This is a genomic window from Sphingomonas adhaesiva, from assembly GCF_036946125.1.
Taxonomy (GTDB): domain Bacteria; phylum Pseudomonadota; class Alphaproteobacteria; order Sphingomonadales; family Sphingomonadaceae; genus Sphingomonas; species Sphingomonas adhaesiva_A.
Genome location: NZ_JAQIJT010000002.1, coordinates 905,688 through 928,471, shown reverse-complemented (window position 1 = coordinate 928,471; position 22,784 = coordinate 905,688). Strand labels below are relative to the sequence as shown.

At 70.0% G+C, this 22,784-nt stretch carries 25 protein-coding genes and 1 tRNA gene; 8 read left to right on the top strand and 18 right to left on the bottom strand.

Translation table 11 applies throughout. The features are described from left to right. The first annotated feature begins 5 nt into the window (after positions 1-5). A complete protein-coding gene (locus tag PGN23_RS10710) occupies positions 6-1,769 on the top strand; it encodes a M1 family metallopeptidase (RefSeq protein ID WP_335302863.1) in 1,764 nt (587 codons plus the stop codon). Further along, complete coding sequence (locus PGN23_RS10705) at positions 1,766-1,996, top strand: hypothetical protein (RefSeq protein WP_335302862.1); 231 nt, start codon at positions 1,766-1,768, stop codon at positions 1,994-1,996. The genes PGN23_RS10710 and PGN23_RS10705 overlap by 4 nt, the downstream gene beginning before the upstream one ends. 47 nt (positions 1,997-2,043) lie before the next feature. Here the strand turns inward: PGN23_RS10705 and PGN23_RS10700 are convergent, their stop codons facing one another. The 7 genes from PGN23_RS10700 to PGN23_RS10670 all read right to left on the bottom strand — a co-directional run bounded on the left by PGN23_RS10700 (position 2,044) and on the right by PGN23_RS10670 (position 9,578). Further along, a complete protein-coding gene (locus tag PGN23_RS10700; RefSeq protein WP_335302861.1) occupies positions 2,044-3,162 on the bottom strand; it encodes a calcium:proton antiporter in 1,119 nt (372 codons plus the stop codon). A 67-nt stretch (positions 3,163-3,229) separates the two neighbouring features. Continuing rightward, on the bottom strand, positions 3,230-3,820 hold the full coding sequence (locus PGN23_RS10695) for a GNAT family N-acetyltransferase (protein WP_335302860.1): 591 nt from the start codon (positions 3,818-3,820) through the stop codon (positions 3,230-3,232). 643 nt (positions 3,821-4,463) lie between these two features. Further along, the gene (clpX, locus tag PGN23_RS10690) at positions 4,464-5,729 is read right to left on the bottom strand and encodes an ATP-dependent Clp protease ATP-binding subunit ClpX (RefSeq protein WP_335302859.1); all 1,266 of its coding nucleotides are present in this window, start codon (positions 5,727-5,729) and stop codon (positions 4,464-4,466) included. Positions 5,730-5,835: 106 nt separating this feature from the next. Beyond that, positions 5,836-6,525, bottom strand: coding sequence for an ATP-dependent Clp protease proteolytic subunit (locus PGN23_RS10685; protein ID WP_335302858.1), 690 nt, complete (start codon positions 6,523-6,525; stop codon positions 5,836-5,838). 56 nt (positions 6,526-6,581) lie between these two features. Further along, positions 6,582-7,526, bottom strand: a complete 945-nt coding sequence (locus tag PGN23_RS10680; RefSeq protein WP_335302857.1) for a glycosyltransferase family 2 protein — start codon at positions 7,524-7,526, stop codon at positions 6,582-6,584. 226 nt (positions 7,527-7,752) lie between these two features. Continuing rightward, entirely contained in the window at positions 7,753-9,435 is a 1,683-nt protein-coding gene (gene tig / locus PGN23_RS10675) for a trigger factor (RefSeq protein WP_335302856.1), read from the bottom strand. A 58-nt stretch (positions 9,436-9,493) separates the two neighbouring features. Then, positions 9,494-9,578, bottom strand: a tRNA-Leu gene (locus PGN23_RS10670). Positions 9,579-9,682: 104 nt separating this feature from the next. On the opposite strand from PGN23_RS10670, the gene PGN23_RS10665 reads away from it, so the two are divergent. After that, entirely contained in the window at positions 9,683-9,844 is a 162-nt protein-coding gene (locus tag PGN23_RS10665; RefSeq protein WP_335302855.1) for a hypothetical protein, read from the top strand. A gap of 11 nt (positions 9,845-9,855) precedes the next feature. Beyond that, entirely contained in the window at positions 9,856-10,047 is a 192-nt protein-coding gene (locus PGN23_RS10660; protein WP_335302854.1) for a hypothetical protein, read from the top strand. Between the two features lie 266 nt (positions 10,048-10,313). On the opposite strand, the gene gatB is transcribed toward PGN23_RS10660, so the two are convergent. From gatB to gatC, 5 genes are read right to left on the bottom strand one after another with little or no spacing between them, the layout of a single operon-like run. After that, positions 10,314-11,789, bottom strand: coding sequence for an Asp-tRNA(Asn)/Glu-tRNA(Gln) amidotransferase subunit GatB (gene gatB / locus PGN23_RS10655; RefSeq protein WP_335302853.1), 1,476 nt, complete (start codon positions 11,787-11,789; stop codon positions 10,314-10,316). Beyond that, the gene (locus PGN23_RS10650; RefSeq protein ID WP_335302852.1) at positions 11,782-12,186 is read right to left on the bottom strand and encodes a type II toxin-antitoxin system VapC family toxin; all 405 of its coding nucleotides are present in this window, start codon (positions 12,184-12,186) and stop codon (positions 11,782-11,784) included. Before PGN23_RS10650 ends, gatB begins: the two co-directional genes overlap by 8 nt. After that, on the bottom strand, positions 12,183-12,422 hold the full coding sequence (locus tag PGN23_RS10645; protein ID WP_335302851.1) for an AbrB/MazE/SpoVT family DNA-binding domain-containing protein: 240 nt from the start codon (positions 12,420-12,422) through the stop codon (positions 12,183-12,185). The genes PGN23_RS10650 and PGN23_RS10645 overlap by 4 nt, the downstream gene beginning before the upstream one ends. A 55-nt stretch (positions 12,423-12,477) precedes the next feature. Continuing rightward, positions 12,478-13,962 carry an Asp-tRNA(Asn)/Glu-tRNA(Gln) amidotransferase subunit GatA gene (gene gatA / locus PGN23_RS10640; protein ID WP_335302850.1) on the bottom strand — a complete coding sequence of 495 codons (1,485 nt, stop codon included), beginning with the start codon at positions 13,960-13,962 and terminating at the stop codon, positions 12,478-12,480. After that, on the bottom strand, positions 13,962-14,249 hold the full coding sequence (gene gatC / locus PGN23_RS10635) for an Asp-tRNA(Asn)/Glu-tRNA(Gln) amidotransferase subunit GatC (protein WP_335302849.1): 288 nt from the start codon (positions 14,247-14,249) through the stop codon (positions 13,962-13,964). Before gatC ends, gatA begins: the two co-directional genes overlap by 1 nt. A gap of 425 nt (positions 14,250-14,674) precedes the next feature. Between gatC and PGN23_RS10630 the strand changes: the two genes are divergently transcribed. Both PGN23_RS10630 and ruvX read left to right on the top strand, forming a co-directional pair. After that, complete coding sequence (locus PGN23_RS10630; protein ID WP_335302848.1) at positions 14,675-15,775, top strand: DUF3089 domain-containing protein; 1,101 nt, start codon at positions 14,675-14,677, stop codon at positions 15,773-15,775. Continuing rightward, entirely contained in the window at positions 15,772-16,233 is a 462-nt protein-coding gene (gene ruvX / locus PGN23_RS10625; RefSeq protein WP_335302847.1) for a Holliday junction resolvase RuvX, read from the top strand. The genes PGN23_RS10630 and ruvX overlap by 4 nt, the downstream gene beginning before the upstream one ends. 36 nt (positions 16,234-16,269) lie before the next feature. Here ruvX and PGN23_RS10620 read toward each other — a convergent pair whose 3' ends face one another. The 3 genes from PGN23_RS10620 to PGN23_RS10610 form a co-directional block, all read right to left on the bottom strand. After that, a complete protein-coding gene (locus PGN23_RS10620) occupies positions 16,270-16,767 on the bottom strand; it encodes a hypothetical protein (RefSeq protein WP_335302846.1) in 498 nt (165 codons plus the stop codon). Between the two features lie 198 nt (positions 16,768-16,965). Next, the gene (locus PGN23_RS10615) at positions 16,966-17,334 is read right to left on the bottom strand and encodes a hypothetical protein (RefSeq protein WP_335302845.1); all 369 of its coding nucleotides are present in this window, start codon (positions 17,332-17,334) and stop codon (positions 16,966-16,968) included. 5 nt (positions 17,335-17,339) lie between these two features. Continuing rightward, positions 17,340-17,510: a hypothetical protein gene (locus tag PGN23_RS10610; RefSeq protein WP_335302844.1), complete on the bottom strand. Its 171-nt coding sequence runs from the start codon at positions 17,508-17,510 to the stop codon at positions 17,340-17,342. A 428-nt stretch (positions 17,511-17,938) separates the two neighbouring features. Here PGN23_RS10610 and PGN23_RS10605 point away from each other — a divergent pair, with 428 nt between their 5' ends. Then, positions 17,939-18,928, top strand: a complete 990-nt coding sequence (locus tag PGN23_RS10605; RefSeq protein ID WP_335304575.1) for an aspartate carbamoyltransferase catalytic subunit — start codon at positions 17,939-17,941, stop codon at positions 18,926-18,928. Next, positions 18,925-20,145 carry a dihydroorotase gene (locus PGN23_RS10600; protein ID WP_335302843.1) on the top strand — a complete coding sequence of 407 codons (1,221 nt, stop codon included), beginning with the start codon at positions 18,925-18,927 and terminating at the stop codon, positions 20,143-20,145. Before PGN23_RS10605 ends, PGN23_RS10600 begins: the two co-directional genes overlap by 4 nt. Before the next feature lie 67 nt (positions 20,146-20,212). On the opposite strand, the gene PGN23_RS10595 is transcribed toward PGN23_RS10600, so the two are convergent. Genes PGN23_RS10595 through PGN23_RS10585 form a run of 3 tightly spaced genes read right to left on the bottom strand, consistent with a single transcriptional unit; the run spans position 20,213 to position 22,749 of the window. Continuing rightward, the gene (locus PGN23_RS10595) at positions 20,213-21,517 is read right to left on the bottom strand and encodes an SPOR domain-containing protein (protein WP_335302842.1); all 1,305 of its coding nucleotides are present in this window, start codon (positions 21,515-21,517) and stop codon (positions 20,213-20,215) included. A gap of 4 nt (positions 21,518-21,521) precedes the next feature. Continuing rightward, entirely contained in the window at positions 21,522-22,025 is a 504-nt protein-coding gene (locus tag PGN23_RS10590) for a hypothetical protein (protein ID WP_335302841.1), read from the bottom strand. A gap of 1 nt (position 22,026) precedes the next feature. Continuing rightward, positions 22,027-22,749 (bottom strand): ParA family protein, encoded by a 723-nt coding sequence (locus PGN23_RS10585; protein WP_335302840.1) that lies wholly within the window; start codon positions 22,747-22,749, stop codon positions 22,027-22,029. Positions 22,750-22,784: the final 35 nt, after the last annotated feature.

Sequence of the window (22,784 nt, the reverse complement as noted above, 5' to 3'; positions counted from 1 at the left end):
CTCCGATGCCGCCCGTACGGGGCGGCCTGTGCCGCTTATATGGTGCGTTTCGCGGGCGCATCAATCTCGCGCTCGCCGCTGCCTGTCTCATCGCCGCGCATCCCCCCGCCGCGCCGCGGACGGTGGCGAAGGGCGAACCCCCGCTCAGCGCCGCGACGCAGGTGTCGGGCGGGGTCCGCGCCGACAACCAGTCCTCGCTCGCGCTCGATGCGGTCGAGCTGTGGCTGGAACCCGATCCCGCGACGCAGCGGCTGGCCGGGCGCGCGCGGCTGGTGCTCCGCGCGAAGGCGGCGGTGGCACGACCATCGATCGATCTCGACTCCAACTTCACCGTGCGCCGCGTCACGGTCGACGGCGCCCCGGTGACGCCCGCCCGCCCCGATGGACGCCCCGATGGCCGCATCGTGCTGCCCGCGCCGCTCGCCGCCGGTGCGCGCGCGACGGTGGAGATCACCTATGACGGCACGCCTCACGTCGCGGTCAACGCGCCGTGGGACGACGGCATGGTCTGGGCGAAGACGCCCGGGGGCCATCCCTGGGTCGCCTCCACCACCGAAGGCTATGGCTGCGACATCCTGTGGCCCTGCCTCGACTTTCCCGAGGGCGAGCCCGCGGTCGCCACGCTCCACATCACCGCGCCCGCGGGGCTGCGCGCTCCCGCCAACGGCCGCCTGCTGGGCGTCGACACATTGCCCGACGGACGCACCGTCTGGCACTGGCGCGCGCGCCAGCCCAATACCTATGCGATCGCGCTGAACATCGGGCCGTATCTGGAGCAGTCGGGCAGCTATCGCAGCCGCTACGGCAACGCGATCCCGCTGCATTACTGGCATCTGCCCGGCGAAGGCGACAAACCGCAGCAATTGTTCGAGGAATTCGCCCCCGCGCTCGACTTCTTCGAAAGCCTGATCGGCCCCTACCCCTTCGGCGACGAGAAGGTCGGCGTGGTCGAGACCCCGCACAAGGGCATGGAGCACCAGACGATCAACGCCTATGGCAACGGCTATGCCAAGGCGCCCGAGGGGTTCGACTGGCTGTTCCAGCACGAATTCGCGCACGAATGGTTCGCCAACCAGATGACGGTGGCGAACTGGGACGATTACTGGCTGCACGAGGGGTTCGCCACCTATATGCAGCCGCTCTACGGCCGCTGGCGCGAGGGCGAGGCGCGCTATGCCGCGATGATGGAGGCGCAACGCAACCAGATCGTCAACCGCGCGCCCATCGTCCGCGACAAGGTGCTGACCGAGGAGGAGGTGTACGAGCCGTCGAAGGGCGGCGCGGGCACCGACATCTATTACAAGGGGTCGTGGACGCTCCACACGCTGCGCTGGCTGATCGGCGACCGCGCCTTCTTCACCGCGACACGGCGGCTGGTCTATGGCCGCCCCGACCCGAGCCCGGGCAATTTCACACCGCGCTACGCCTCCACGCGGGAGTTTCAGCGTCTGGTCGCGGCGGAGGCCGGGCGCAACCTCGACTGGTTCTTCGACGTGTACCTGCGCGGCACCGCGCTGCCGGTGCTGGTGCAGGAACGCCGCGGCGACACGCTGCGCCTGTCGTGGCGGACCGAGCGCGACCGCGCCTTCCCGATGCCGATCGAAATACAGGTCGGCGATGCCGCGCCGCGCCGCGTCGCCCTCCCCGCGACGCTCCCGGTGCCGGCGGGCGCGCATGTCGTGATCGACCCCGCATCGCGCGTCCTGCGCGACTCTCCCGCCGTCACCGCGTTTCAGGCGTGGCAGGCAGCGCAAAGGACCGCGAAATGACGAACCTGTGGCCGCGACGCGCCGCGGAGATGGCGGCGATGTTCATGATCGGCGACGGCGTCGCCGGCCTCGTCCAGCCGCGCCGCCACACCGCGCTGTGGCAGGAAAGGGCGCTGGGCGCGGAGATGACGGTGCGGCCGTTCGTGGGTCGTCCCACGCGCCGCCGCGCCTATGCCGTCGCGCAGATCGCCGCCGGTCTGTGGCTGGCGTCACGCATGCGCGCGTAGTTCGCGCATTTCCCGTCCAGCCTGAGCGAACGGAGCCACCTCCATGCCTATGGCACCACCGTCGTGAACAGATAGACCGCGAAGATCACCAGATGCACCGCCCCCTGCATCACCGTCGTCCGCCCGTTCCCCAGCGAGATCGTCGTGACGAACAGCGACAGCGCCAGCAGCACCGTCTTCATCACCCCCAGCCCCAGCGCCAGCGGCAGGTCCAGCACCAGGCTGACGATCGCCACCGCCGGGATCGTCAGCCCGATCGTCGCCAGCGCGGAGCCGAGCGCGAGGTTCAGGCTCGTCTGGATGCGGTTCCGCCGCGCCGCCCGGTATGCCGCCAGGCTTTCGGGTGCGAGCACCAAGCCCGCGATCACCACGCCCACCACCGCCAGCGGCAGCCCGGCGTCGAGCACGGCCCGCTCCACCGTCGCCGACAAGGCCTTCGCCAGCAGCACCACCGCGACCAGCGCCACCAGCAGCACGCCGAACGCCGCCCAGGCGGTGCGGTTGGAGGGGGTGGCGGCATGACCCTCGTCGCCGGCCTGCTCGGGCAGGAAATATTCGCGGTGGCGCACCGTCTGCACCGTCACGAACACGCCGTAGAGGAACAGGCTCACCACCGCGACCAGCACCAGCTGCGACGTCGCGTAATAGGGCCCGGGCGTCGTCGACGTGTAATTGGGCAGCACCAGCGTCAGCACCGACAGCGCCGCCAGCGTGCACAGCGCCGCACTCACGCCCCGCAGCGAGAAGCGCTGCTCCAGATGCCGCAGCCCGCCCGCCATCAGGCACAGTCCGATGATGCCGTTCAGGATAATCATGATCGCGGCGAACACGGTGTCGCGCGCCAGTGCGGAGGCGTCCCCCGCCTCCGACAGCATCAGCGATACGATCAGCGACACCTCGATCACCGTCACGGCGATCGCCAGCACCAGCGTCCCGAACGGCTCGCCCACGCGGTGCGCGACCACCTCGGCATGATGCACCGCCGCCAGCACGCACCCGATCAGGATCGCCGACGCCACGATCGTGCCGACCGTCCCCATCGCATAGACGGATGCCAGCACCGCCGCGACGCCCAGCAACGGCAGCACCAGCGCCCACAGCGGCAGCGACAACCGCCGTAACAGCGCGCGCCGCATCGCGGGCGGAGGCAGGGTCTCTTCGCTCATCGTCATCCCCGACCAATGCACGACACGCCGGGACGATCCGTTACACGGGTCGAACGAATCCGGTCGGTCAGCCGCCCACCGCGCGCTGCATCGACCAGAAGCGCGGTCCCCCGCGCGGCACCTCCCAGTCGCCGATCAGCTTGAAGCCGAGCGCACCATACAGCCCCAGATTGCTCTCGGTCGCCGTCTCCAGATACGTCGGATGCCCGCTGGCGTCGTTGCGCGCGAGCCCCGCGCGAATCACCCTGCCCCCCAGCCCGCGCCCCTGCTGCGTCGGATCGACCCCCGCGACATGCAGGTACCAGAACGGCTCGACCGGAAAATGCGCCCCGATCGCACCGCTGATCCGCAGCGCGCGCGGTATCGCGGTACCCAGCGCACCGATCAACGCGGGTGCCTGCGCGACCATCGCGCCGAGCGGCGTCGCCGCCCGCGCCGGCGCACGCCACAGCGTCGCCGCATCCGCGGGCCCCGCGACCAGCCGCATACCGTCCGCGTCGCCGTCGAACAGCAGCGCGAACAATCGGGGCAGCCGCCGTGCGCGCTCCACGGGGTCGGGGAAGATGTAGCTCATGGCCGGATCACCGGCGAACGCCCGTCCCAGCATCGCCGCGACGCCCGCGCGATCCTGTATCCCTGCGTCCCGCACGTCGCTCATCGGCTCGCCCCCCACCCGTTCGCCGCGACTATCGGCCGGATCGCGCGGCGAGCGCAAGGCACGCGCCGGCGCGATCCGTCACGCCGGACCCGGGTGCGCCGGGGACGGCCTCCACTCCGTTCCCCGGCGAAGGCGGGACCTTTGCAAAAGGCTACACCGTGCTCCTGCGTAGGCAGGGGCCCAGGGTTGCCAGTCCCATCAGACGTCGTTCTGCCTAGCCCCCTTGCTCCTGCCTGCGCAGGAGCACGGCGTGGGGTCGATGCCGTTGCACCCGTTTTGCAAAGCCCCGGCGAAGGCCGGCGCCCGGCATCGGCACGCCCGCAGGATACTGGAAACCGGCCGCCGGCCGGACCCCGGCTTTCGCGGAACCTTTGCAACGACATCCACCGTGCTCCTGCGCACGCAGGAGCCCAGGGTTGCCAGTCCCATCAGACGTCATCCCGCTCTAGCCCCCTTGCTCCTGCCTGCGCAGGACCAAGGCGTGGGCCCGGCCCCATTTCGGCCGGTTTGCAGCGGCCGCAGCCCTCCCCGCGGCACCGACGGAACGCCCGCACGCCGCGCCCGCGTGCCGTATCGCCAAAACGACAGCGGGCGCCCCGGTCATCACCGGAGCGCCCGCCAACATCCCACCGGGCGTGCGCCGTCAGGCGACCTCGCCGGCCTTCTTCTTCTCGGCATAGACGCGGACCGGCTCCTTGCGGCCGTCGACCACGTCCTTGTCGATCATCACCTCGTCGACGCCTTCCATCCCCGGCAGATCGAACATCGTGTCGAGCAGGATGCCCTCCAGGATCGAGCGGAGCCCGCGCGCGCCGGTCTTGCGCTCGATCGCCTTCCTGGCGACCGTGGTCAGCGCGTCGTCGGTGAAGCCCAGCTTCACCTCCTCCATCTCGAACAGCTTCTGATACTGTTTCACCAGCGCGTTCTTCGGCTCGGCCAGGATCTTGACGAGCGCGGGCACGTCCAGATCCTCCAGCGTCGCGATCACCGGCAGACGGCCGACGAACTCGGGGATCAGCCCGAACTTCAGCAGGTCCTCCGGCTCGGTCTGGCGCAGCACCTCGCCGGTGCGCTTCTCCTCGGGGGACGCGACATACGCGCCGAACCCGATCGACTTGCCCTGGAGGCGGTCGCCGATGATCTTCTCCAGGCCCGAGAACGCACCGCCGCAGATGAACAGGATGTTCGTCGTGTCGACCTGCAGGAACTCCTGCTGCGGATGCTTGCGCCCGCCCTGCGGCGGCACCGACGCGGTGGTGCCCTCCATCAGCTTGAGCAGCGCCTGCTGCACGCCCTCGCCCGACACGTCGCGCGTGATCGAGGGGTTCTCCGCCTTGCGGCTGATCTTGTCGATCTCGTCGATATAGACGATGCCGCGCTGCGCCCGCTCGACGTTGTAATCCGATGCCTGGAGCAGCTTCAGGATGATGTTCTCGACATCCTCGCCGACGTAACCGGCCTCGGTCAGCGTCGTCGCGTCCGCCATCGTGAACGGTACGTCCAGGATGCGCGCCAGCGTCTGCGCCAGCAGCGTCTTTCCGCAACCCGTCGGCCCGACGAGCAGGATGTTGCTCTTCGCCAGCTCGACGTCCGCGCCCTTCGCGCCGTGGTTCAACCGCTTGTAATGGTTGTGGACCGCCACCGACAGCACGCGCTTGGCCTGCTTCTGCCCGATGACGTAATCGTCGAGCACGTCGCAGATCTCCTGCGGGGTCGGCACCCCGCCGTCCTTCTTGGCGACCAGTGCCGACTTCGTCTCCTCGCGGATGATGTCGTTGCACAGTTCGACGCATTCGTCGCAGATGAAGACCGTCGGACCGGCGATCAGCTTGCGCACCTCGTGCTGCGACTTGCCGCAGAACGAGCAATAGAGGGTGCTCTTGGAGTCGCCGCCGGAGAGCTTCGTCATTCAATCATCCTTCCCGCGTTGTCGCGGTATGTCTGGCCCGGTGTCCCGGGGCCGGACATGCTAACCCGGCCCCGATGCTTCCGGCAATGCCCGAAAGCGATTAAGATTATGCCGACGTCGCCGCTTCGTCGGTCGGCTGGGGCCGCTTGTCGAATACCTCGTCGATCAGGCCGAACGCCTTGGCCTCGTCGCTCGACATGAACTTGTCGCGGTCCATCGCCTTCTCGATCTCCTCGAGCGGCTGGCCGGTGTACTTCGCGTACAGCTGGTTCAGCGAGTGACGGATGCGCAGGATCTCGCGCGCCTGGATCTCGATGTCGCTGGCCATGCCCTGCGCACCGCCCGACGGCTGGTGGATCATGATCCGCGCATTGGTCAGCGCCACGCGCATCCCCGGCTCGCCCGATGCCAGCAGGAAGCTGCCCATCGACGCCGCCTGCCCGATGCACACCGTGCCGACGCGCGGACGGATGTACTGCATCGTGTCGTGGATCGCCATGCCCGCCGTGACGACGCCGCCCGGCGAGTTGATGTACATGAAGATGTCCTTCTTCGGATTCTCCGATTCCAGGAACAGCAGCTGCGCGGTGATGAGGCTGGCCATGCCGTCCTCGACCCCGCCGGTCACGAACACGATCCGCTCGCGCAGCAGGCGGCTGAAGATGTCGAAGCTGCGCTCGCCGCGGTTCGACTGCTCGATCACGATCGGCACCAGCCCCGCTTGCGTCTGCTGCATGCCGACGCCGGCGCGCGCCAATGCCCCTGCGAAATCGCCGGTCTCGAACGGATTGTGCATGGAATAACTCTCTTATGCCCTGAGGATTGGTAACATCGTCGCTGGCGCGCGGCAGTTCAAGCCCCGGATCGGGGCCCCTGCGCGGGCGCCCGATGCGCGAGATACGCGAGCCGCCGCACCTCCCGCCGCCCGCGCACGACGGTATCCAGGATCAATCCTGCGAAACCGTTGAGCGCGGCGAGGATCATCAATCCCGTCACCAGGATCGCGGTGGGAAAGCGCGGCACCAGCCCGGTGTGCATATAGGTGACGACCAGCGGTGCGGCGAGCACCAGCGCGAGCACCGCCATCGCCGCGCCGACGCTGCCGAAGAACCACAATGGCCGCTCGATCCGATAGAGCATCGCGATCGTGCGCAGGATGCGCCACCCGTCGCGATAGGTCGACAGCTTCGATTCGGAGCCGTCCGGCCGCGCGACATAGGGCGTCTCCACCTCCGCAACCGGCATCCGCAGTTCCAGCGCGTGGACGCTGATCTCGGTCTCGATCTCGAACCCGACCGACAGCACCGGGAAGCTCTTCACGAACCGCCGCGAAAACACGCGGTACCCGCTTAGAATATCGGTGAAACTGCGTCCGAACAGCCGCGTCAGCATGCCGGTCAGCAGCGCATTGCCCAGCCGGTGCCCGCGCCGGTACGCCGCCGCCGCCTCGCCGACGCGGCTGCCGACCACCATGTCGAGCTGCTCGTCCAGCATCCGCGCGACCAGCACCGGGGCGCTGGCGGCGTCATAGGTCGCATCGCCGTCCGCCATCACATAGACATCGGCATCGACGTCGGCGAACATCCGCCGCACCACCGCGCCCTTGCCCTGGATGCGCTCGGTCCGCACTACCGCCCCCGCGGCGCGCGCGACCTCGACCGTGCGGTCGCTGCTGTTGTTGTCGTAGACGTAGATGGTCGCCGCGGGCAGCGCGGCGCGGAACCCCGCCACCGTCTGCGCGATCGCCGCCTCTTCGTTGTAGCACGGCAGCAGGACGGCGACGGTGGGTTCGGTCATGAATGCCTCGGAGACGAACGAGCGCGTCCGTCATTATCACGCCCGACTCGCCCACCCCCGCTCGCCCTGAGGAGGGGCCGAGCTTGTCGAGGACCCGTCTCGAAGGGCAAGCGCAGCGCTTGTGCTTCGAGACGGCATTTCGACAAGCTCAATGCCTCCTCGGCACGAACGGAGGGGGAACGTCAGGTAAGGGAGGAAGCGCGCGAACGCCTCCACCCCTTTGCGCTTACGCCTCCGCCTTCGGCTTCTTCGCGCGCGGCTTCTTCGCGGGCGCGTCGGCGGCCCCGGCGCCCTCGGCCGCTTCCGCCGCCTGCGGGTCGCTGGTCACCAGCGTCGTCTCGGCCTCGACCGGCGCGGCCTTCTTGGCGCGCGGCTTCTTCGCCGGGGCGGCGTCGGCGTCTGCGTCGGTCGGCTCGACCGCCGCATCCTCACCCTTGGCCGCGGGCTTCTTCGCCGCCGCCTTCTTCGCGGGCTTGGCCTCACCCTCGGCCGCGTCGCCCGACTCGGCCTTCTTCCTGGCGCGGGTCTGCTTGGGCTTGTGGTTGTCGTGGTCGTGGTGGTGCGTGCCGGTCGCGAAGCCGTCCTCACTCTCGATCGCCGCCTCCAGCTCCTCGCGCGTGGTTTCGCGGTCGGTCACCTCGGCCTTGTCGAACAGGAAGTCGACGACCTTGTCCTCGTACAGCGGCGCGCGCAGCTGCGCGGCGGCCATCGGATCCTGCTGGACATACTGGATGAACCGCTGGCGGTCCTCCGGGCCGTATTGCTGCGCGGCCTGCATCAGCAGCCGCTGCATCTCCTGCTGGCTGACCTCGACGCCGTTCGCCTGGCCGATTTCCGACAGCAGCAGGCCCAGCCGCACGCGCCGCTCGGCGATCTTGCGGTAATCGTCGCGCTCGGCCTCCATCTCCTTCAGCGCCGCTTCGGGATCGGGCTCGTGCGTCGCCTCGTGCTGGAGCTGCTGCCAGATCTGGTTGAACTCCGCCTCGACCATCGACGGCGGCACCTCGAAGTCATGCCCCTCGGCCAGCTGGTCGAGCAGCTTGCGCTTCATGTGCGTGCGGGTCAGCCCGTTGTGCTCCTGCTCGATCTGGCCCTTGAGCAGCCCCGTCAGCTGCTCCAGGCTTTCCAGGCCCAGCCCGGTGGCCAGCTCGTCGTCGATCGCGCTTTCGCCCGCGGTCTTCACCGACTTGATCGTCAGGTCGAAGGTCGCGTCCTTGCCCGCCAGCGACTTCTCGCCGTAATCCGCGGGGAAGGTCACCTTGATCTGGCGCTCCTCGCCCGCCTTGGCGCCGATCACCTGATCCTCGAACCCGGGGATCAGCCGGCCCTGCCCGATCTCGACCGGCATGTCGGTGCCGGTGCCGCCCTCGAACGCGACGCCGTCCATCGTCTTGCCGACGAAGTCGACCGTGACCAGGTCGCCCGTCTCCGCCGCCTTGTCGCCCGCGTCTTCCCAGCGCTTCTGCTGGTCGGCGAACTTCTGCAGCTGCGCGGTGACCGCCTCGTCGTCGACCGGCACGGTCAGCCGCTCCAGCTTCAGCCCGTCAATCGCCGGGGTCGGCACCTGGGGCAGGACCTCCAGCTCGACCTTCAGCTCTGCGTCCTTGCCGGGCTCATAGCCCTCGGCCAGCTCGACCGACGGCTGCGTCGCGGGGCGCAGGCCCTGCTCCGCGATCAGCGACTGGATGCCTTCCTGGATCGAGGTGTTGAGCGCGTCCTGGTGCAGCGCCGGCCCGTGCATCTTGCGCACCAGGTTGGCGGGCACCTTGCCGGGGCGGAAGCCGGGCATCTTGATCTGCGGCGCCACGCGCTTCAGCTCGGCATCGACCTTGGCGTCGATCGCCTTCGCCGGGATGGTCAGGGTGTAGGCGCGCTTCAGCCCCTCGTTCAACGTCTCGACAGTCTGCATTGGCCGCTTTCGTCTGGAATGTCGTTAGTGGTGGCCACCCCGCCGTGACGCGGGGGACTGGTGCGGGCGAAGGGACTCGAACCCCCACATCTTGCGATACTGGAACCTAAATCCAGCGCGTCTACCAGTTCCGCCACGCCCGCTTGATCGGACACCGCCGGTCGCCGGCCTCTATACATCGTTATGCGCGGGGGCAAGCGGGCAACCTGCACCGATGCAGATCGTTGATCGCGCGAAGGAGACGATCATGGCGACGAACCCAGGAATCCCCGCCGACGTGCCGCAGCCGACCCCGCCGGCACAGCCCGATGCGCCCCCGCCGGAGATCACGCCGCCGACGCCCGACGTCGACGTGCCCGCCCCCGGACAGCCCGGCACCGACCCCGCCCCCGCCAATCCCACGATCTGACAGGAGCCGACATGGCCGAGGAACATCAGCCCGATCCCGACGATCCCCGCCCCGACATCCAGCAGGCGGTCGAGGCCCGCGCCGATGCGGTCGAGCGCGGCGAAGGCGGCGAGGAACCCGCCCGCTTCACGAGCACCGGCGAGCATGACGGCAACAGCGGCACCGGCGGCGAGGTGAAGAACCAGGACCTGACGCAGCAATAAGATGGCGGGGGGGGGGCGGCGTCGAAGCCCCCCGCTTCCCGCCGAAGACGGGACCTTTACGAAACGGGTGCAAGGGCTCCGGGTCCCTGCCGTGCTCCCGCGCAGGCAGGAGCCCGGAGTTGCAGGTCCCATAAGGCGTTGTTCTGCCTGGCCCTGGGCTCCTGCCTGCGCAGGAGCACGGCTGGTACGTGGCGCTGTTTCATCCCTTCTGCAAAGGCCCCGCGGAGGCCGGGGCCCGACACAATGCCGGCAGGGCGGCGCGGCGCCTACCCCAGCGCCTTCTTCAGCAGCTCGTTGACGACCGCCGGGTTGGCCTTGCCCTGCATCGCCTTCATCGTCTGTCCGACGAAGAAGCCGAACAGAGCTTCCTTGCCGCCGCGATACTGCTCCAGCTGCTTGGGGTTCTTCGCGATCACGTCCGCGATCACCGCCTCGATCGCGCCCGTGTCGCTGGTCTGCTTGAGGCCACGCTCCTCGACGATCCTGCCCGGCGCATCGCCCGTCTCCAGCATCGCCTCGAACACCTGCTTGGCGAGGCTGCCCGACAGCGTGCCGTCCGCCACCAGCGCCAGCAGCTCCGCCGCCTGCCCCGGCGTCACCGGGCTGTCGCCGATGCTCCTGCCCAGCCGGTTGAGCGCCCCGAACAGCTCGCTCGTCACCCAGTTCGCCGCCGCCGCCGGCTTCGCGCCCCCGTTCTGGCCGATCTCGAGCAGCGCGTCGAACCAGCGCGCGCTCTCCACCTCCGCGGTCAGCACGCTGGCATTGTACGGCGTGATCCCCAGCCCCTCGTAGCGCGCACGCTTGGCGCCCGGCAGCTCGGGCAGGCTGGCGCGACATTCCTCCAGGAACGCCTCGTCCAGCTCCAGCGGCAACAGGTCCGGATCGGGGAAGTAGCGGTAATCGTGCGCATCCTCCTTCGACCGCATCGACCGCGTCGCGCCCGTGTCGGGATTGAACAGCCGCGTCTCCTGCTGGATCGCGCCGCCCGCCTCCAGCACCTCGACCTGCCGGTTCGCCTCATGCTCGATCGCCTGCATCACGAAGCGGATCGAATTGACGTTCTTCGTCTCGGTCCGCGTCCCGAACGGCGCGCCGGGCTTGCGCACGCTGACGTTGACGTCGGCGCGCATCGATCCCTGGTCCATGTTGCCGTCGCACGACCCCACGTAGCGCAGGATCGAGCGCAGCTTGGTCAGATACGCCCCCGCCTCCGCGGGCGAGCGCATGTCGGGCTTCGACACGATCTCCATCAGCGCCACGCCCGAGCGGTTGAGATCGACATAGGAGCGCGTCGGATGCTGGTCGTGCATCAGCTTGCCGGCGTCCTGCTCGACATGGATGCGCTCGACCCCGATCGTCTTGGCGTCGTCCCCCACCTCGATCTCGACCGAACCTTCGCCGACGATCGGATGATAGAGCTGCGAGATCTGATAGCCCTGCGGCAGATCGGCATAGAAATAATTCTTGCGGTCGAACCGCGACCATGTGTTGATCTGCGCGTCGATCGCCATGCCGGTGCGCACCGCCTGGCGGATGCACTCCCGGTTGGGCACCGGCAGCATCCCCGGCATCGCCGCGTCGACCAGGCTCACCTGCGTGTTCGGCTCCGCCCCGAACGCGGTCGCCGCGCCGGAGAACAGCTTCGCGTTGGAGGTCACCTGCGCATGGACCTCCAGGCCGATGACGACCTCCCAGTCGCCGGTGGCGCCCTTGATGCGGAACGGTGCGGATGCGTCAGCCATGATGGGTCTCGGGTGTGATGAGGGTGAGGTCGGGGAAATAGGTGGCAAAGCGCCTGCGATCGCGCGTGACTAACGTCGCGCCAAGCGTCGCGGCATGCGCGCCGATCAGGAAGTCAGCCAGAACCGACTGCTGCCGCCCGCCAGCCAACCGATAGCCGACATGCGCGTGCCCGGCGCGATAGGCGATGGCGGGGGTCAGCGGATCGATGTTGATGCCCAACTCCGTCAGAAACACGACGACCGCCTCGGCGGACGCAAACGCGCGCGCTACCTCGGCCACGACGATCTGGTTGGCCATCATCGGGCCTGGCGCACCGGACAGCGCGCTCTTCGACCACTCGGTCCACGCGCCATCCTCGACCAGATCGATGACGATATTGCTGTCGACGAAGATCATTCCAGCGGTTCGCGGATCCACGACATATATTCGTCGGTCGTCATGCCCAGCGGCAAAGGCGCCGAGAGCGCGCGGGCTCGCGCCAGCCGGTCCTCGAACGTCTGCGCGGCCGGCTCCTGCCCCTTGACCAACCGCACCGTTCCGCCCGACCGCTCGAACGACACGAGGTCGCCGGGGTGAAGCCCCAGCGCATCGCGCACGTCATCGGGAATGATGACATGCCCGTTGACGGTCATTCTGCTCTGCTCGCCCATCAGCGAACCCTATCGCTCCGTCTGACAGGCGTCCAGCCTACCACCACCGCCCGGGCCGCGCCACGAACCCGGCGCGCTCCTCGATCGCCAGCGCGGCGTTCAGCACGCCCTGCTCGTCGAGCGCCTTGCCGATGATCTGGAGCCCCAGCGGCAGCCCCGCGGCGTCCACCCCGCCCGGCACGCTCATCGCCGGCAGCCCGGCCAGCGACGACGGCACCGTGAATACGTCGTTGAGATACATCGCGATCGGGTCCGCGCTCTTTTCCCCCAGCGCGAACGCCGCGGACGGCGCGGTCGGGGTCAGCAGCACGTCGCACTGCGCCCACGCGCGCTCGAAATCCTGCGCGATCAGCGTCCGCACCTTCTGCGCCTGCGTGTAATAGGCATCGTAGAAGCCCGCCGACAGCACATAAGTACCGATCAGGATGCGCCGCTTCACCTCGTCGCCGAACCCCTCGGCGCGGGTCCTGGCGTACATCTCCTGCAGATTGGCGCCATCGGGCAGGTCGCGCAGCCCGTAGCGCACGCCGTCATAGCGCGCGAGGTTGGACGACGCCTCCGCCGGTGCGATGATGTAATAGGCCGGCAGCGCGTACTTCGTATGCGGCAGCGAAACCTCGACGATCTCCGCCCCCGCATCGCGCAGCCATTCCACGCCCTGCTGCCACAGCGCGTCGATCTCGCGCGGCATGGCCTCGACGCGATATTCCCGCGGAATCCCGACGCGCTTGCCCTTCAGCGACGCGTTCAGCCCCGCCTCCCACTGTGGCACGGGCAGGTCGAGCGAGGTCGCGTCCTTCGCGTCGAACCCCGCCATCGCCTCCAGCATGATCGCGCAGTCGCGCACGTCGCGCGCCATCGGCCCCGCCTGATCGAGCGACGAGGCGAAGGCGATCACGCCCCAGCGCGAGCAGCGGCCATAGGTCGGCTTGATCCCCGAAATCCCGGTGAAGGCGGCGGGCTGGCGGATCGATCCGCCGGTGTCGGTGCCGGTCGCCCCCGGCGCGATCCGCGCGGCGACCGCCGCGGACGATCCGCCCGACGAGCCCCCGGGCGCCAGGTCCGCATTGCCGCCGTCGCTGCGTCGCCACGGGCTCACCACATTGCCGAAATAGCTGGTTTCGTTGGACGAACCCATCGCGAACTGGTCCATGTTGAGCTTCCCCAACATGCCCGCGCCGGCATCCCACAATTTCTGCGAGACGGTCGATTCATACTCGGGCTTGAACCCCGCCAGGATGCGGCTCGCCGCCGCGCTCTGCACGCCCCTGGTGCAGAACAGGTCCTTCATCCCGATCGGCACGCCCGCCATCGGCCGGGGCGCGTCGCCCGCGGCACGCGCCGCATCGGCGGCATCGGCGGCGGCGAGCGCATGGTCGGGCGTCTCGACCAGGAAGGCGTTGAGCGGCTTCGCGGCGGCGACGGCGTCGTTGAACGCGCTCGCCACCTCGCGCGCGGAGAAGGTGCCGGCGCGCACGCCGTCGCGGATCGCGGCGATGCCGAGGTCTGTGAGGTCGGTCATTATTCGATCACCTTCGGCACGGTGAAGAAGCCGTGTTCGGCCTGCGGCGCATTGGCCAGCACGCGGTCGCGGATGCCGCCATCGGTGACGACGTCGTCGCGCAGCCGCAGGTGGTTGGGGATGACGGCGGTCATCGGCGCGACGCCGGCGGTATCCACCTCGCCCAGCTGCTCGATGAAGCCGAGGATCGCGCCCAGTTCGGGGGCGAGCCGCGCGGCGTCCTCCTCGGTGATGGCGATGCGGGCCAGCGCAGCGATGCGCCGGACGGTGTGTGTGTCGACGGACATGCGCGCGCCGCTACCATTGCGGGCGGCGGGAACGCAACGCCTGCGTCGTCACCCCCGGATCAAGTCCGGCGTGACGAGTATGACACGCCAGCCAAACCCACCCCGTCATGCCGGGCCTGTCCCGGCATCCAGGGCGGGACCTTTGCAAAAAACGGGCGCAACGACGCCGAGTCCACGCCGTGCTCCTGCGCAGGCAGGAGCCCAAGGACCAGCAGAAAACGCCTTATGGGACCTGCAACTCTGGGCTCCTGCCTGCGCAGGAGCACGGTGTAGCCTTTTGCAAACGTCTCGCACAGGGCCGGGCTGACGAAGCGGCTCGGGGTGACGAGCGCCTGCGGCAGTTGCGCTGACCGCCGCTCTCGGGCACGGCATTCGCGCTTGCCGCCGCGGCGCTGTTGCCGCACGGCCCGGATGGTGATGGCTCGTTGGTCCGCAGGTTCCTCTATGTCGTCGCGGCGCTGATCGTGCTGGGTCTCGCCGCCGCCTTCGCCTATCGCCTCTGGGGCGTGGAGATGATCCGCATGGCCATGGTGCCCGGCGAGTCGTTCCGCGCGCAATCCGCGATCGGCGCCGATGCGTATCGCGACGACCGCATGTGGCTCGCGCGCCCGTCGCTGCGGCGCAATCCCGCGCTGTGGACCCCCGCCGGCTACCGCGCGCGCACCGCGCCCGGCGGCGCGGCGGTGTTCTTCCTCCACCCCACCTCCTACCTCAATCGCGCGCATTGGAACGCGCCGCTCGACGACCGCGAGGCGAACGAGCGCGCCGCCTTGTTCCTGCGCGCGCAGGCCAGCGCCTTCAACGAGGCGGGCGACATCTGGGCGCCGCGCTACCGACAGGCGACCTTCGGCGCGTTCCTGACCGACAAGGCCGCGGCCGAGCAGGCGTTGCGGCTGGCCTATGGCGACGTGCTCGCCGCCTTCGACGCCTTCCTGGCGGAGGCCGGCCCCGACCGTCCCATCATCCTCGCCGGGCATAGCCAGGGCGCGCTCCACCTCACCCGCCTGCTGCGGGACCGGGTCGCCGGCACCCCGCTCGCGAAGCGGATCGTCGCGGCCTATGTCGTCGGCTGGCCGGTGTCCCTCGTCACCGACATCGGCGCGCTCGGCCTGCCCGCCTGCACCGCCCCCGACCAGCGCGGCTGCATCCTTTCGTGGCAGTCCTTCGCCGAGCCGGCCGACCCCACGCTGATCCGCGAGATATACGATCGCTCGACCGGCTTCGACGGCCGCCCGCGCCGCGGCACGCCGATGCTGTGCACCAACCCGCTGACGGGCACGATGGGGGGCGCGGCGCCCGCCACCGCGAACCTCGGCACCCTGTTCCCCAACAAGGAGCTGAGCGGGGCGACGATCACCCCCGGGCGCATCCCCGCGCGCTGCGACGATCGCGGACTACTGCTGATCGGCGCCCCGCCCGACGTCGGACCGTACACGCTGCCCGGCAACAATTATCACGTCTACGACTACAGCCTGTTCTGGGCCAACGTCCGCGCCGATGCCGCGCGCCGCCTGGCGGCGAGATGATCTTCCTCGCCGCCGCCGACTTTCGCGCTGCGCTACCCGGCGGCGGCCGCCTGCTCGGGCTCGACGTGGGGACGAAGACGATCGGCACCGCGCTGTGCGATGCGGGCTGGAGCTTCGCCAGTCCCGCGCACCTGATCCGCCGCACGAAATTCACGCAGGACAAGGCGGCGCTGGTCGCGCTGTCGCTGCGGCAGCAGGTCGCCGGCTGGGTCGTCGGCCTCCCGCTCAACCTCGATGGAAGCGACAGCCCGCGCACCCAGTCGATCCGCGCCTTCGCGCGCAACTGCCGCGACGTGGACTACCCGATCCTGCTGTGGGACGAGCGCTGGTCGACCGTCAGCGCCGAACGCGCGCTGATCGAACAGGACATGAGCCGGGCGAAGCGCGCCGAGCGCATCGACAACCACGCCGCCGCCACGATCCTGCAAGCCGCGATCGACGCGCTGGTCATGGTGTAGGGGCCGCGCGGCCGACGCGACCCCGTCCCGCACCGATCAGGAAACGGGGCCCGTCTCCGCCAGCGAGACGTTCCAACGTCCCTCCACCAGCCGTGCGCGATAGACGTTCGTCTGCGCGCTGAGATTGCCTTCGTAATAGCCGCCGCGGATGAGGCACTCCGTCGCGGACGGACAGTTCGACGTCTCCACCGTGAACATCACCGCCCGCTGCCGGGTCTGGCGGTCGAACACCCCGTCCCCGCCATCGGCGACCTCGCACGCCGATGCCGGTTTCACCTTCGGGTTGTCGCTCAGCGCCGCGACCACGGCCCGGGTCATCTCGCCACCCGCCTCTTCTCCACCCGCCCGGACGCAATAGGTCGGCGACCCGTCCTGCAACCCCGAGGCGTTCGAGGCGAAAACCGCGTTCAGCACGGCTGCCTGCGCGGCGACGGGTGCAGGCGCGCCGCCCGCCGTGCTCCCCGCGGTCGTCGCACAGCCCGACAGCACCGCAGCACTCACCAACCCCATCACCATCGAAATTCGCAGGATCATGCATTCCTCCCTGTGAAACACGTTCGCTGAACGCAGAGGTAGCCGAAACGAGCCAACCTCGGCTGAACGCGGCAGGAGGTCCGCCTTGTTATGGCAGTCAGCTTCCTGTCGTCGTCGCATCCTCTTCCGCGACGGCGGCGACATCCGCTGCGGGGGCTTGCACGACCTCCAGCGCGACGTTCGCGATTTCCGCTGCCGTCACCTGAAGCTGCGTGATCGGCGTCGAGCTGCTGTCCACCCGGTCCAATCCCGTTTTCGAGATCTTGACCAGAAATCGGTCGCCGCCGCACCGCGCAGCAGGGCGCGATAGACATTGGGATCGAAACCGATACGCAGGCACATGCCGGTTACGTGACACCAGACCGACTGAGCCGCGAAGAAGCCGGTCCCAAGCAGATGCCCCGCGATGGTGCCGAACACCACGATGAACAGCGTGACCGTGGAGTTCGGTCGATCCGGCGAGGGGCTCAGGAAATCGGTGCGCTCACCCGCGCGCCACCCCGCCCAAAAGCAGAGCCCCGGAAAGATCAGCAGCAGAACGAGAAATAAGGAGTAACTGAAGGCCACGACGATTATGCCGTGACGGGCGCCGATCCATCCCGGTCGTTGTCGGGAGCGGCGCTCGCGCTCACGACGTAAATGCCGTTCTCCACCTGTGAGGCCTGCCGCACCGCCTGCCAGGTGCCGTACCGACGCTTGACCCGGCGAGCCAGGCGCATCGATGTGCTGGTGTTCACGCGCATGATGGTCCTCCAACGTCCGATATAGAGGTTGGTTCGGTTGCCGTCCATCCGTCAGGGTCTGATCGATGCTCTTGCTTGCTTCGTGAGGAGGCCGGCGCTGTCCCAAATGGCACGCCATCCCCGAAAACACCGCAAGGCCATTGGAAATCCAACGCCGGGCGACATCGACCGTCCCGCAACACCGCCCGCACGGCGCGGAAAACGGGACGCGGCCACGCTCCCCCCCGCTGTCCTACATCGCATCGATGCGCTATCGTCGCGCCCATGTCCCATGCCCTCCCCGCGACCGCCCCTCGTCGACGGACGGCAGCGCGGGGGCGCTTCCGGCGCCGACGTGGCGTCAACTTTGTCAACTTCCGCGCGCCGCGCCGCCGCCGCGACTCGCGACCCTTGCCCCCGCGCGTGCGCGCCGCTACCCGGCGCGCGTGATGCAGCGCTCCGATCATCGCCCCGCCACCCTCATCCCCGGCGGCGCGGTCTTTCCGCATCGTCACCTCACCGGGATCGAGGGGCTCCAGCCGCACGAGATCATGTTCCTGCTCGACGAAGCGGAGACATGGGTCGAGGCGAACCGCACCCGCGCCGCCCCCGACCGGCGGCTGGCCGGCTTCACGCAGATCAACGCCTTCTTCGAGAACAGCACGCGCACGCTGCTGAGCTTCGAGATCGCGGGCAAGCGGCTGGGCGCGGACGTCGTCAACATGCACGCCGCGCAGTCGAGCGTGAAGAAGGGCGAGACGCTGATCGACACCGCGATGACGCTCAACGCGATGCGCGCCGACGTCATCGTCATCCGCCACATGTCGTCGGGCGCGGTGCGGCTGATCGCGGGCAAGGTCGACTGCCCGGTGCTGAACGCAGGCGACGGCCGCCACGAACATCCCACGCAGGCGCTGCTCGACGCGCTGACGATCCGCCGCCGGCTGGGCGGGATCGCCAACAGGCGCGTCGTGATCTGCGGCGACCTGCTCCACAGCCGCGTCGCGCGGTCGAACATCCTGGCGCTCACCGCGCTGGCGGCGGAGGTGCGCGTCTGCGCCCCCTCCACGCTGATGCCGCCCGCGATCGAGCGGTTCGGCGTCACCCCCTTCACCGATTTCGACCGCGCGATGGACGGCGCCGACGTGGTGATGATGCTGCGGCTCCAGACGGAGCGGATGACCGGCGGCTACGTCCCCTCGATCCGCGAATATCATCTGCGCTACGGCCTGACGCTCGACCGGCTGGAGCGCTACGCGCCGGCCGCGCTGGTGATGCACCCCGGCCCGATGAACCGCGGCGTGGAGATCGACTCGGCGGTCGCCGACCATGTCGAGCGGTCCGCCATTACCGAGCAGGTGGCGATGGGCGTCGCGGTCCGCATGGCCTGCCTCGACGTACTGACCCGGCGCGCGCGCGGCGTGGAGGGCTGGGCATGACGAACGCGCTCCACCTCGCCGACGCCCGCCTCGTCTGCCCCGCCGGCGGGGAGCGCACCGGCGACCTGCTGATCGTTGACGGTATCATCGTCGAGGGTCCCGTTCCCGACGACGCGCGCACCGTCGACTGCGGCGGGCGGCTGCTGGCGCCGGGCATCGTCGACCTGGGCGTCGGCACGATCGATCGCGCCGCGGCGCGCGCCGGCGGGATCGTCCGCGTCGCGCCCCTGCCCGATCAGTCGCCCGTCCTCGACGAGCCGGGCGCGGTGCAGCGGCTCGCGCTCATCGGCCGCCCCGATCTGTGGATCCATCCCATCGCGGCGGCGACGCGCGGGCTGAAGGGCGCCGACCTTGCGGAAATGGCGGTGTGCCGCTCCGCCGGCGCGCGCGCGGTCGGCACCGGGCGGCGCTGGATCGCCGATTCGGGTGTGATGCACCGCGTCCTCGCCTACGCCCGCGACCTCGACATCACCGTCGTGAGCCATGCCGAGGATGCCGGGCTGGTCGGGGATGCGGTGGCGACCGCGGGCGAGACCGCGTCGCGGCTCGGTCTCCCCGCCGCGCCCGCGCTGGCGGAGGCGCTGGCGATCGCGCGCGACCTGATGCTGGCGGAGGATACGGGCGCCAGGCTCCACCTGCGCTGCGTCACCACCGCCGCCGGCTTCGCGCTGGTGCGCGCGGCGAAGGCGCGCGGGGTGCGCGTCACCTGCGGCACGACGCCGGCCTATCTGCTGCTGTCCGATATCGCGATGAGCGACTTTCGCACCTTCGCCCACCTCTCGCCGCCGTTGCGCGGCGAGGGCGATCGCCGGGCGACGCTCGCCGCGCTGGCGGACGGGACGATCGACGTGCTGTCCTCGGGCCACGACCCGCGCGGGCCGGAGGAGAAGCGCCTGCCCTATGCCGATGCCACGGCGGGGGCGGCGGACGCGGCGACGCTGCTGGCGCTGTCGCTCGGGCTGGCGCGCGACGGCCATGTCACGCTGCCGCGCCTGTTCGCGCTCCTCGCGACCGGCCCGGCGGCGGTATTGGGGCTGGAGACGGGGACGCTCGCGCCCGGCATGCCCGGCGACGTCATCCTGATCGACGAACACGCCCCGTGGCAGGTCGATGCCGACACGCTACCGGGGCAGGCCGGCAACACCCCCTTCGACGGCCTGCCGGTGCAGGGCCGCGTCACGGCGATGTGGAAGGGCGGGCGCGAGATTGCGGCGTGATAAATCCACCCCCTTGCAGCACCTCCCCGGCGAAGGCCGGGGAGGCAGTCGGAACGAAGGGCCCGGATTACCGCGACGCCAGCTGCACCGCCCCCTTCGACGGCGGGCGGAACCACGCCGCCATCTGATCCCCCGCGGTCGCGCGGACGAAGCACACCCCGCCCTTCGCCCGGTAGCCGCGGCACAGCGCCACCGCATCGCCCCGCGTGAACCCGCCGACCGACAGGCGATAGAAGGTCGCGCCCTTCACCGACGCGCTGACCCCGTTGGGGCGATGCTGCGCCAGCGCCGGCAGGCGCCGCGTCGCCTGGCTCCAGCCGTCCTTCGCCACGCCTGCGTTTCGGAACGCGCCCAGCTGCACCACCCAGTCGCCCCGGGCCTGCACGGTCGCCTGCGCCGGCCGTGCGGTCGCCACCATCCGCTTCACCGCCGCCACCTTATAGGCTGCGGGCGCCGCGATCATCGGGATCGGCACCGATACCGCGACCGGCGGTGCGACCGCCGCCACCCCCGCCGCCACCGGCGTCGCCTCCGGGATCTCCTGCGACACCACCGCGGATTCGACCGCCGCTGCGGCGCGTCCCGGCATGAACGCATCGACCGATGCGGTCGCGACCGCCGGCGTGCCCGCCAGCGCCAGCGCGACCGGCTGCCCCGGATCGACCGCAGGCGTCACACCCAGCAGCGAGGACACCTGGTCCGCGGCGGAGGAAGGTTGCGCGAAGGCCGCCCATTGCTCGATCCGGCGATCGACCGCGCCCGCATCCATGTCCATCGCCGCGATCGCGCGCGCTTCGGCCCAGCGACCCGACAGCGCCAGCGCCAGCGCCAGGTTCTGCCGCGTCTTCGCATCGCTCGCCGGTCCCCGCGCCGCCGCGGTCAGCACCTCGACCGCCGCGGCCGGATCGCCCGCCAGCGCCAGCGCCAGGCCGCGGTCGGCCGGCGCGATCGCCGCGCTGTGCGCGTCCAGCGTCTCGCGTGCCGCATCCCAGCGCCCGGTCGCGATCCGCGCCAGCGCCAGGTTCAGCGCGGCGCCGCCGTCCTCGGGACGCAACGTCAGCACGTCGGCGAACGCCTGCTCCGCCGAGGCGAAGCGCCCGCCGCGCAGATAGGCATTGCCCAGCAGCGCCCGGTATCCCGAATCCTGCCCGTCCTGCGCCACTGCCTGCTCGGCCAGCCGGATCGCCTTGTCCCAATGCTTGCGCGACAGCTCGCTCTGCGCCCGCGCCGCATTGTCGGCCGCGGCCTTCTGCAGCTTCGGGTCGACGCGTCCGCTGGCCACCGCCGGCGCGATGCCATGCGTCACGGTCAGCGCGGCGCCTGCCAGCAGCAGCGCCGTCGCGCCCGCCCCGGCGATGGTGCGAATGGTCATCGGCTCAGTCCCCCCGAACGATCTTCGTATCGCCCGCGGCCAGCTGCGCCTGGAGCGCATCGACCTGGGGCATGGTGCCGATCAGCGCATCGAGCGCCTCGGTCACGATCTGCTGCGCCGACATGCCGCGCACCGCACTCGCCAGCCGCAGCCGCAGGTGGCGCTCGGCATCCAGCCGCAGCGTGAAGGCCGCCTTGCGCCCCCCTGCCACGCGCGCCACCGGCGCTGCGACGGGCGGCGGCGGCGGTGCCAGCGCGGCGGCGAGCTGCGCGCGCTCCTCCAGCACCAGCGGCAGCGGCTCCGGAGCGGGGGCATGGGCATGGGTGGGGGCGTGGGTGGGGGCGACCGGCTCGGGCGAGCCCATGTCGTTCCACCCCAGATCCTCCTCCACATTCCCCGGCAGTGCCGCGAGCGAGGCGGGCGCCTGCCGCCGCATCGCGGGGCGTGCCTGTCCCTTGCGCGCCAGCAGCCCGGAGGTCAGCGACGCCATCGGCCTGGTGTTCAGCATGTCAGCCCACCACCCGGCGGCCGAAGCCGCCCGCCTGCGGACGCACGGAGCTGTACCCCGCCCCGCCCGGCTTGGCCGGCGGCGCGAACACGGTGCGGCGGAAATTCTTCTCCAGCCGGTCGGAGACGTAGCTCCACAATTCGGCGATCTCGGCGGCCGATTTCCCCTTGGGGTCGACCTCCATCACGGTGCGGCCGTCGATCATCGACGCGGCGAAATCGGTGCGCTGGTGGATCGTGATCGGCGCGACCGTGCCGTGCTGCGACAGCGCGACGGCGGCGTCGGACGTGATCCGCGCCTTGGGCGTGGCGGCGTTGACGACGAAGATCAGCGGCTTGCCCGAACGGTCGCACAGGTCGACCGTCGCGCCGACCGCACGCAGGTCGTGCGGGCTGGGCCGCGTCGGGATCACGATCAGCTCGGCGACCTGGATCACGCTCTGGATCGCCATGGTGATCGCAGGGGGCGTGTCGATGACCGCCAGCTTGAACCCCTGCTGGCGCAGCGTCTCCAGATCGGCGGCGAGCCGCGCGACCGTGGTCTGCGCGAAGGCGGGATATTCGTCCTGCCGCTCGTTCCACCAATCGGCCAGCGACCCCTGCGGATCGATGTCGATCAGGACGACGGGGCCGGCCCCGGCCAGCTGCGCCTGCACCGCCAGGTGCCCCGACAGCGTGGTCTTGCCCGATCCGCCCTTTTGCGATGCCATCGCCAATACGCGCATGTCGACGCTCGCGCTCCTCGTTGTTTCAGGCGGCT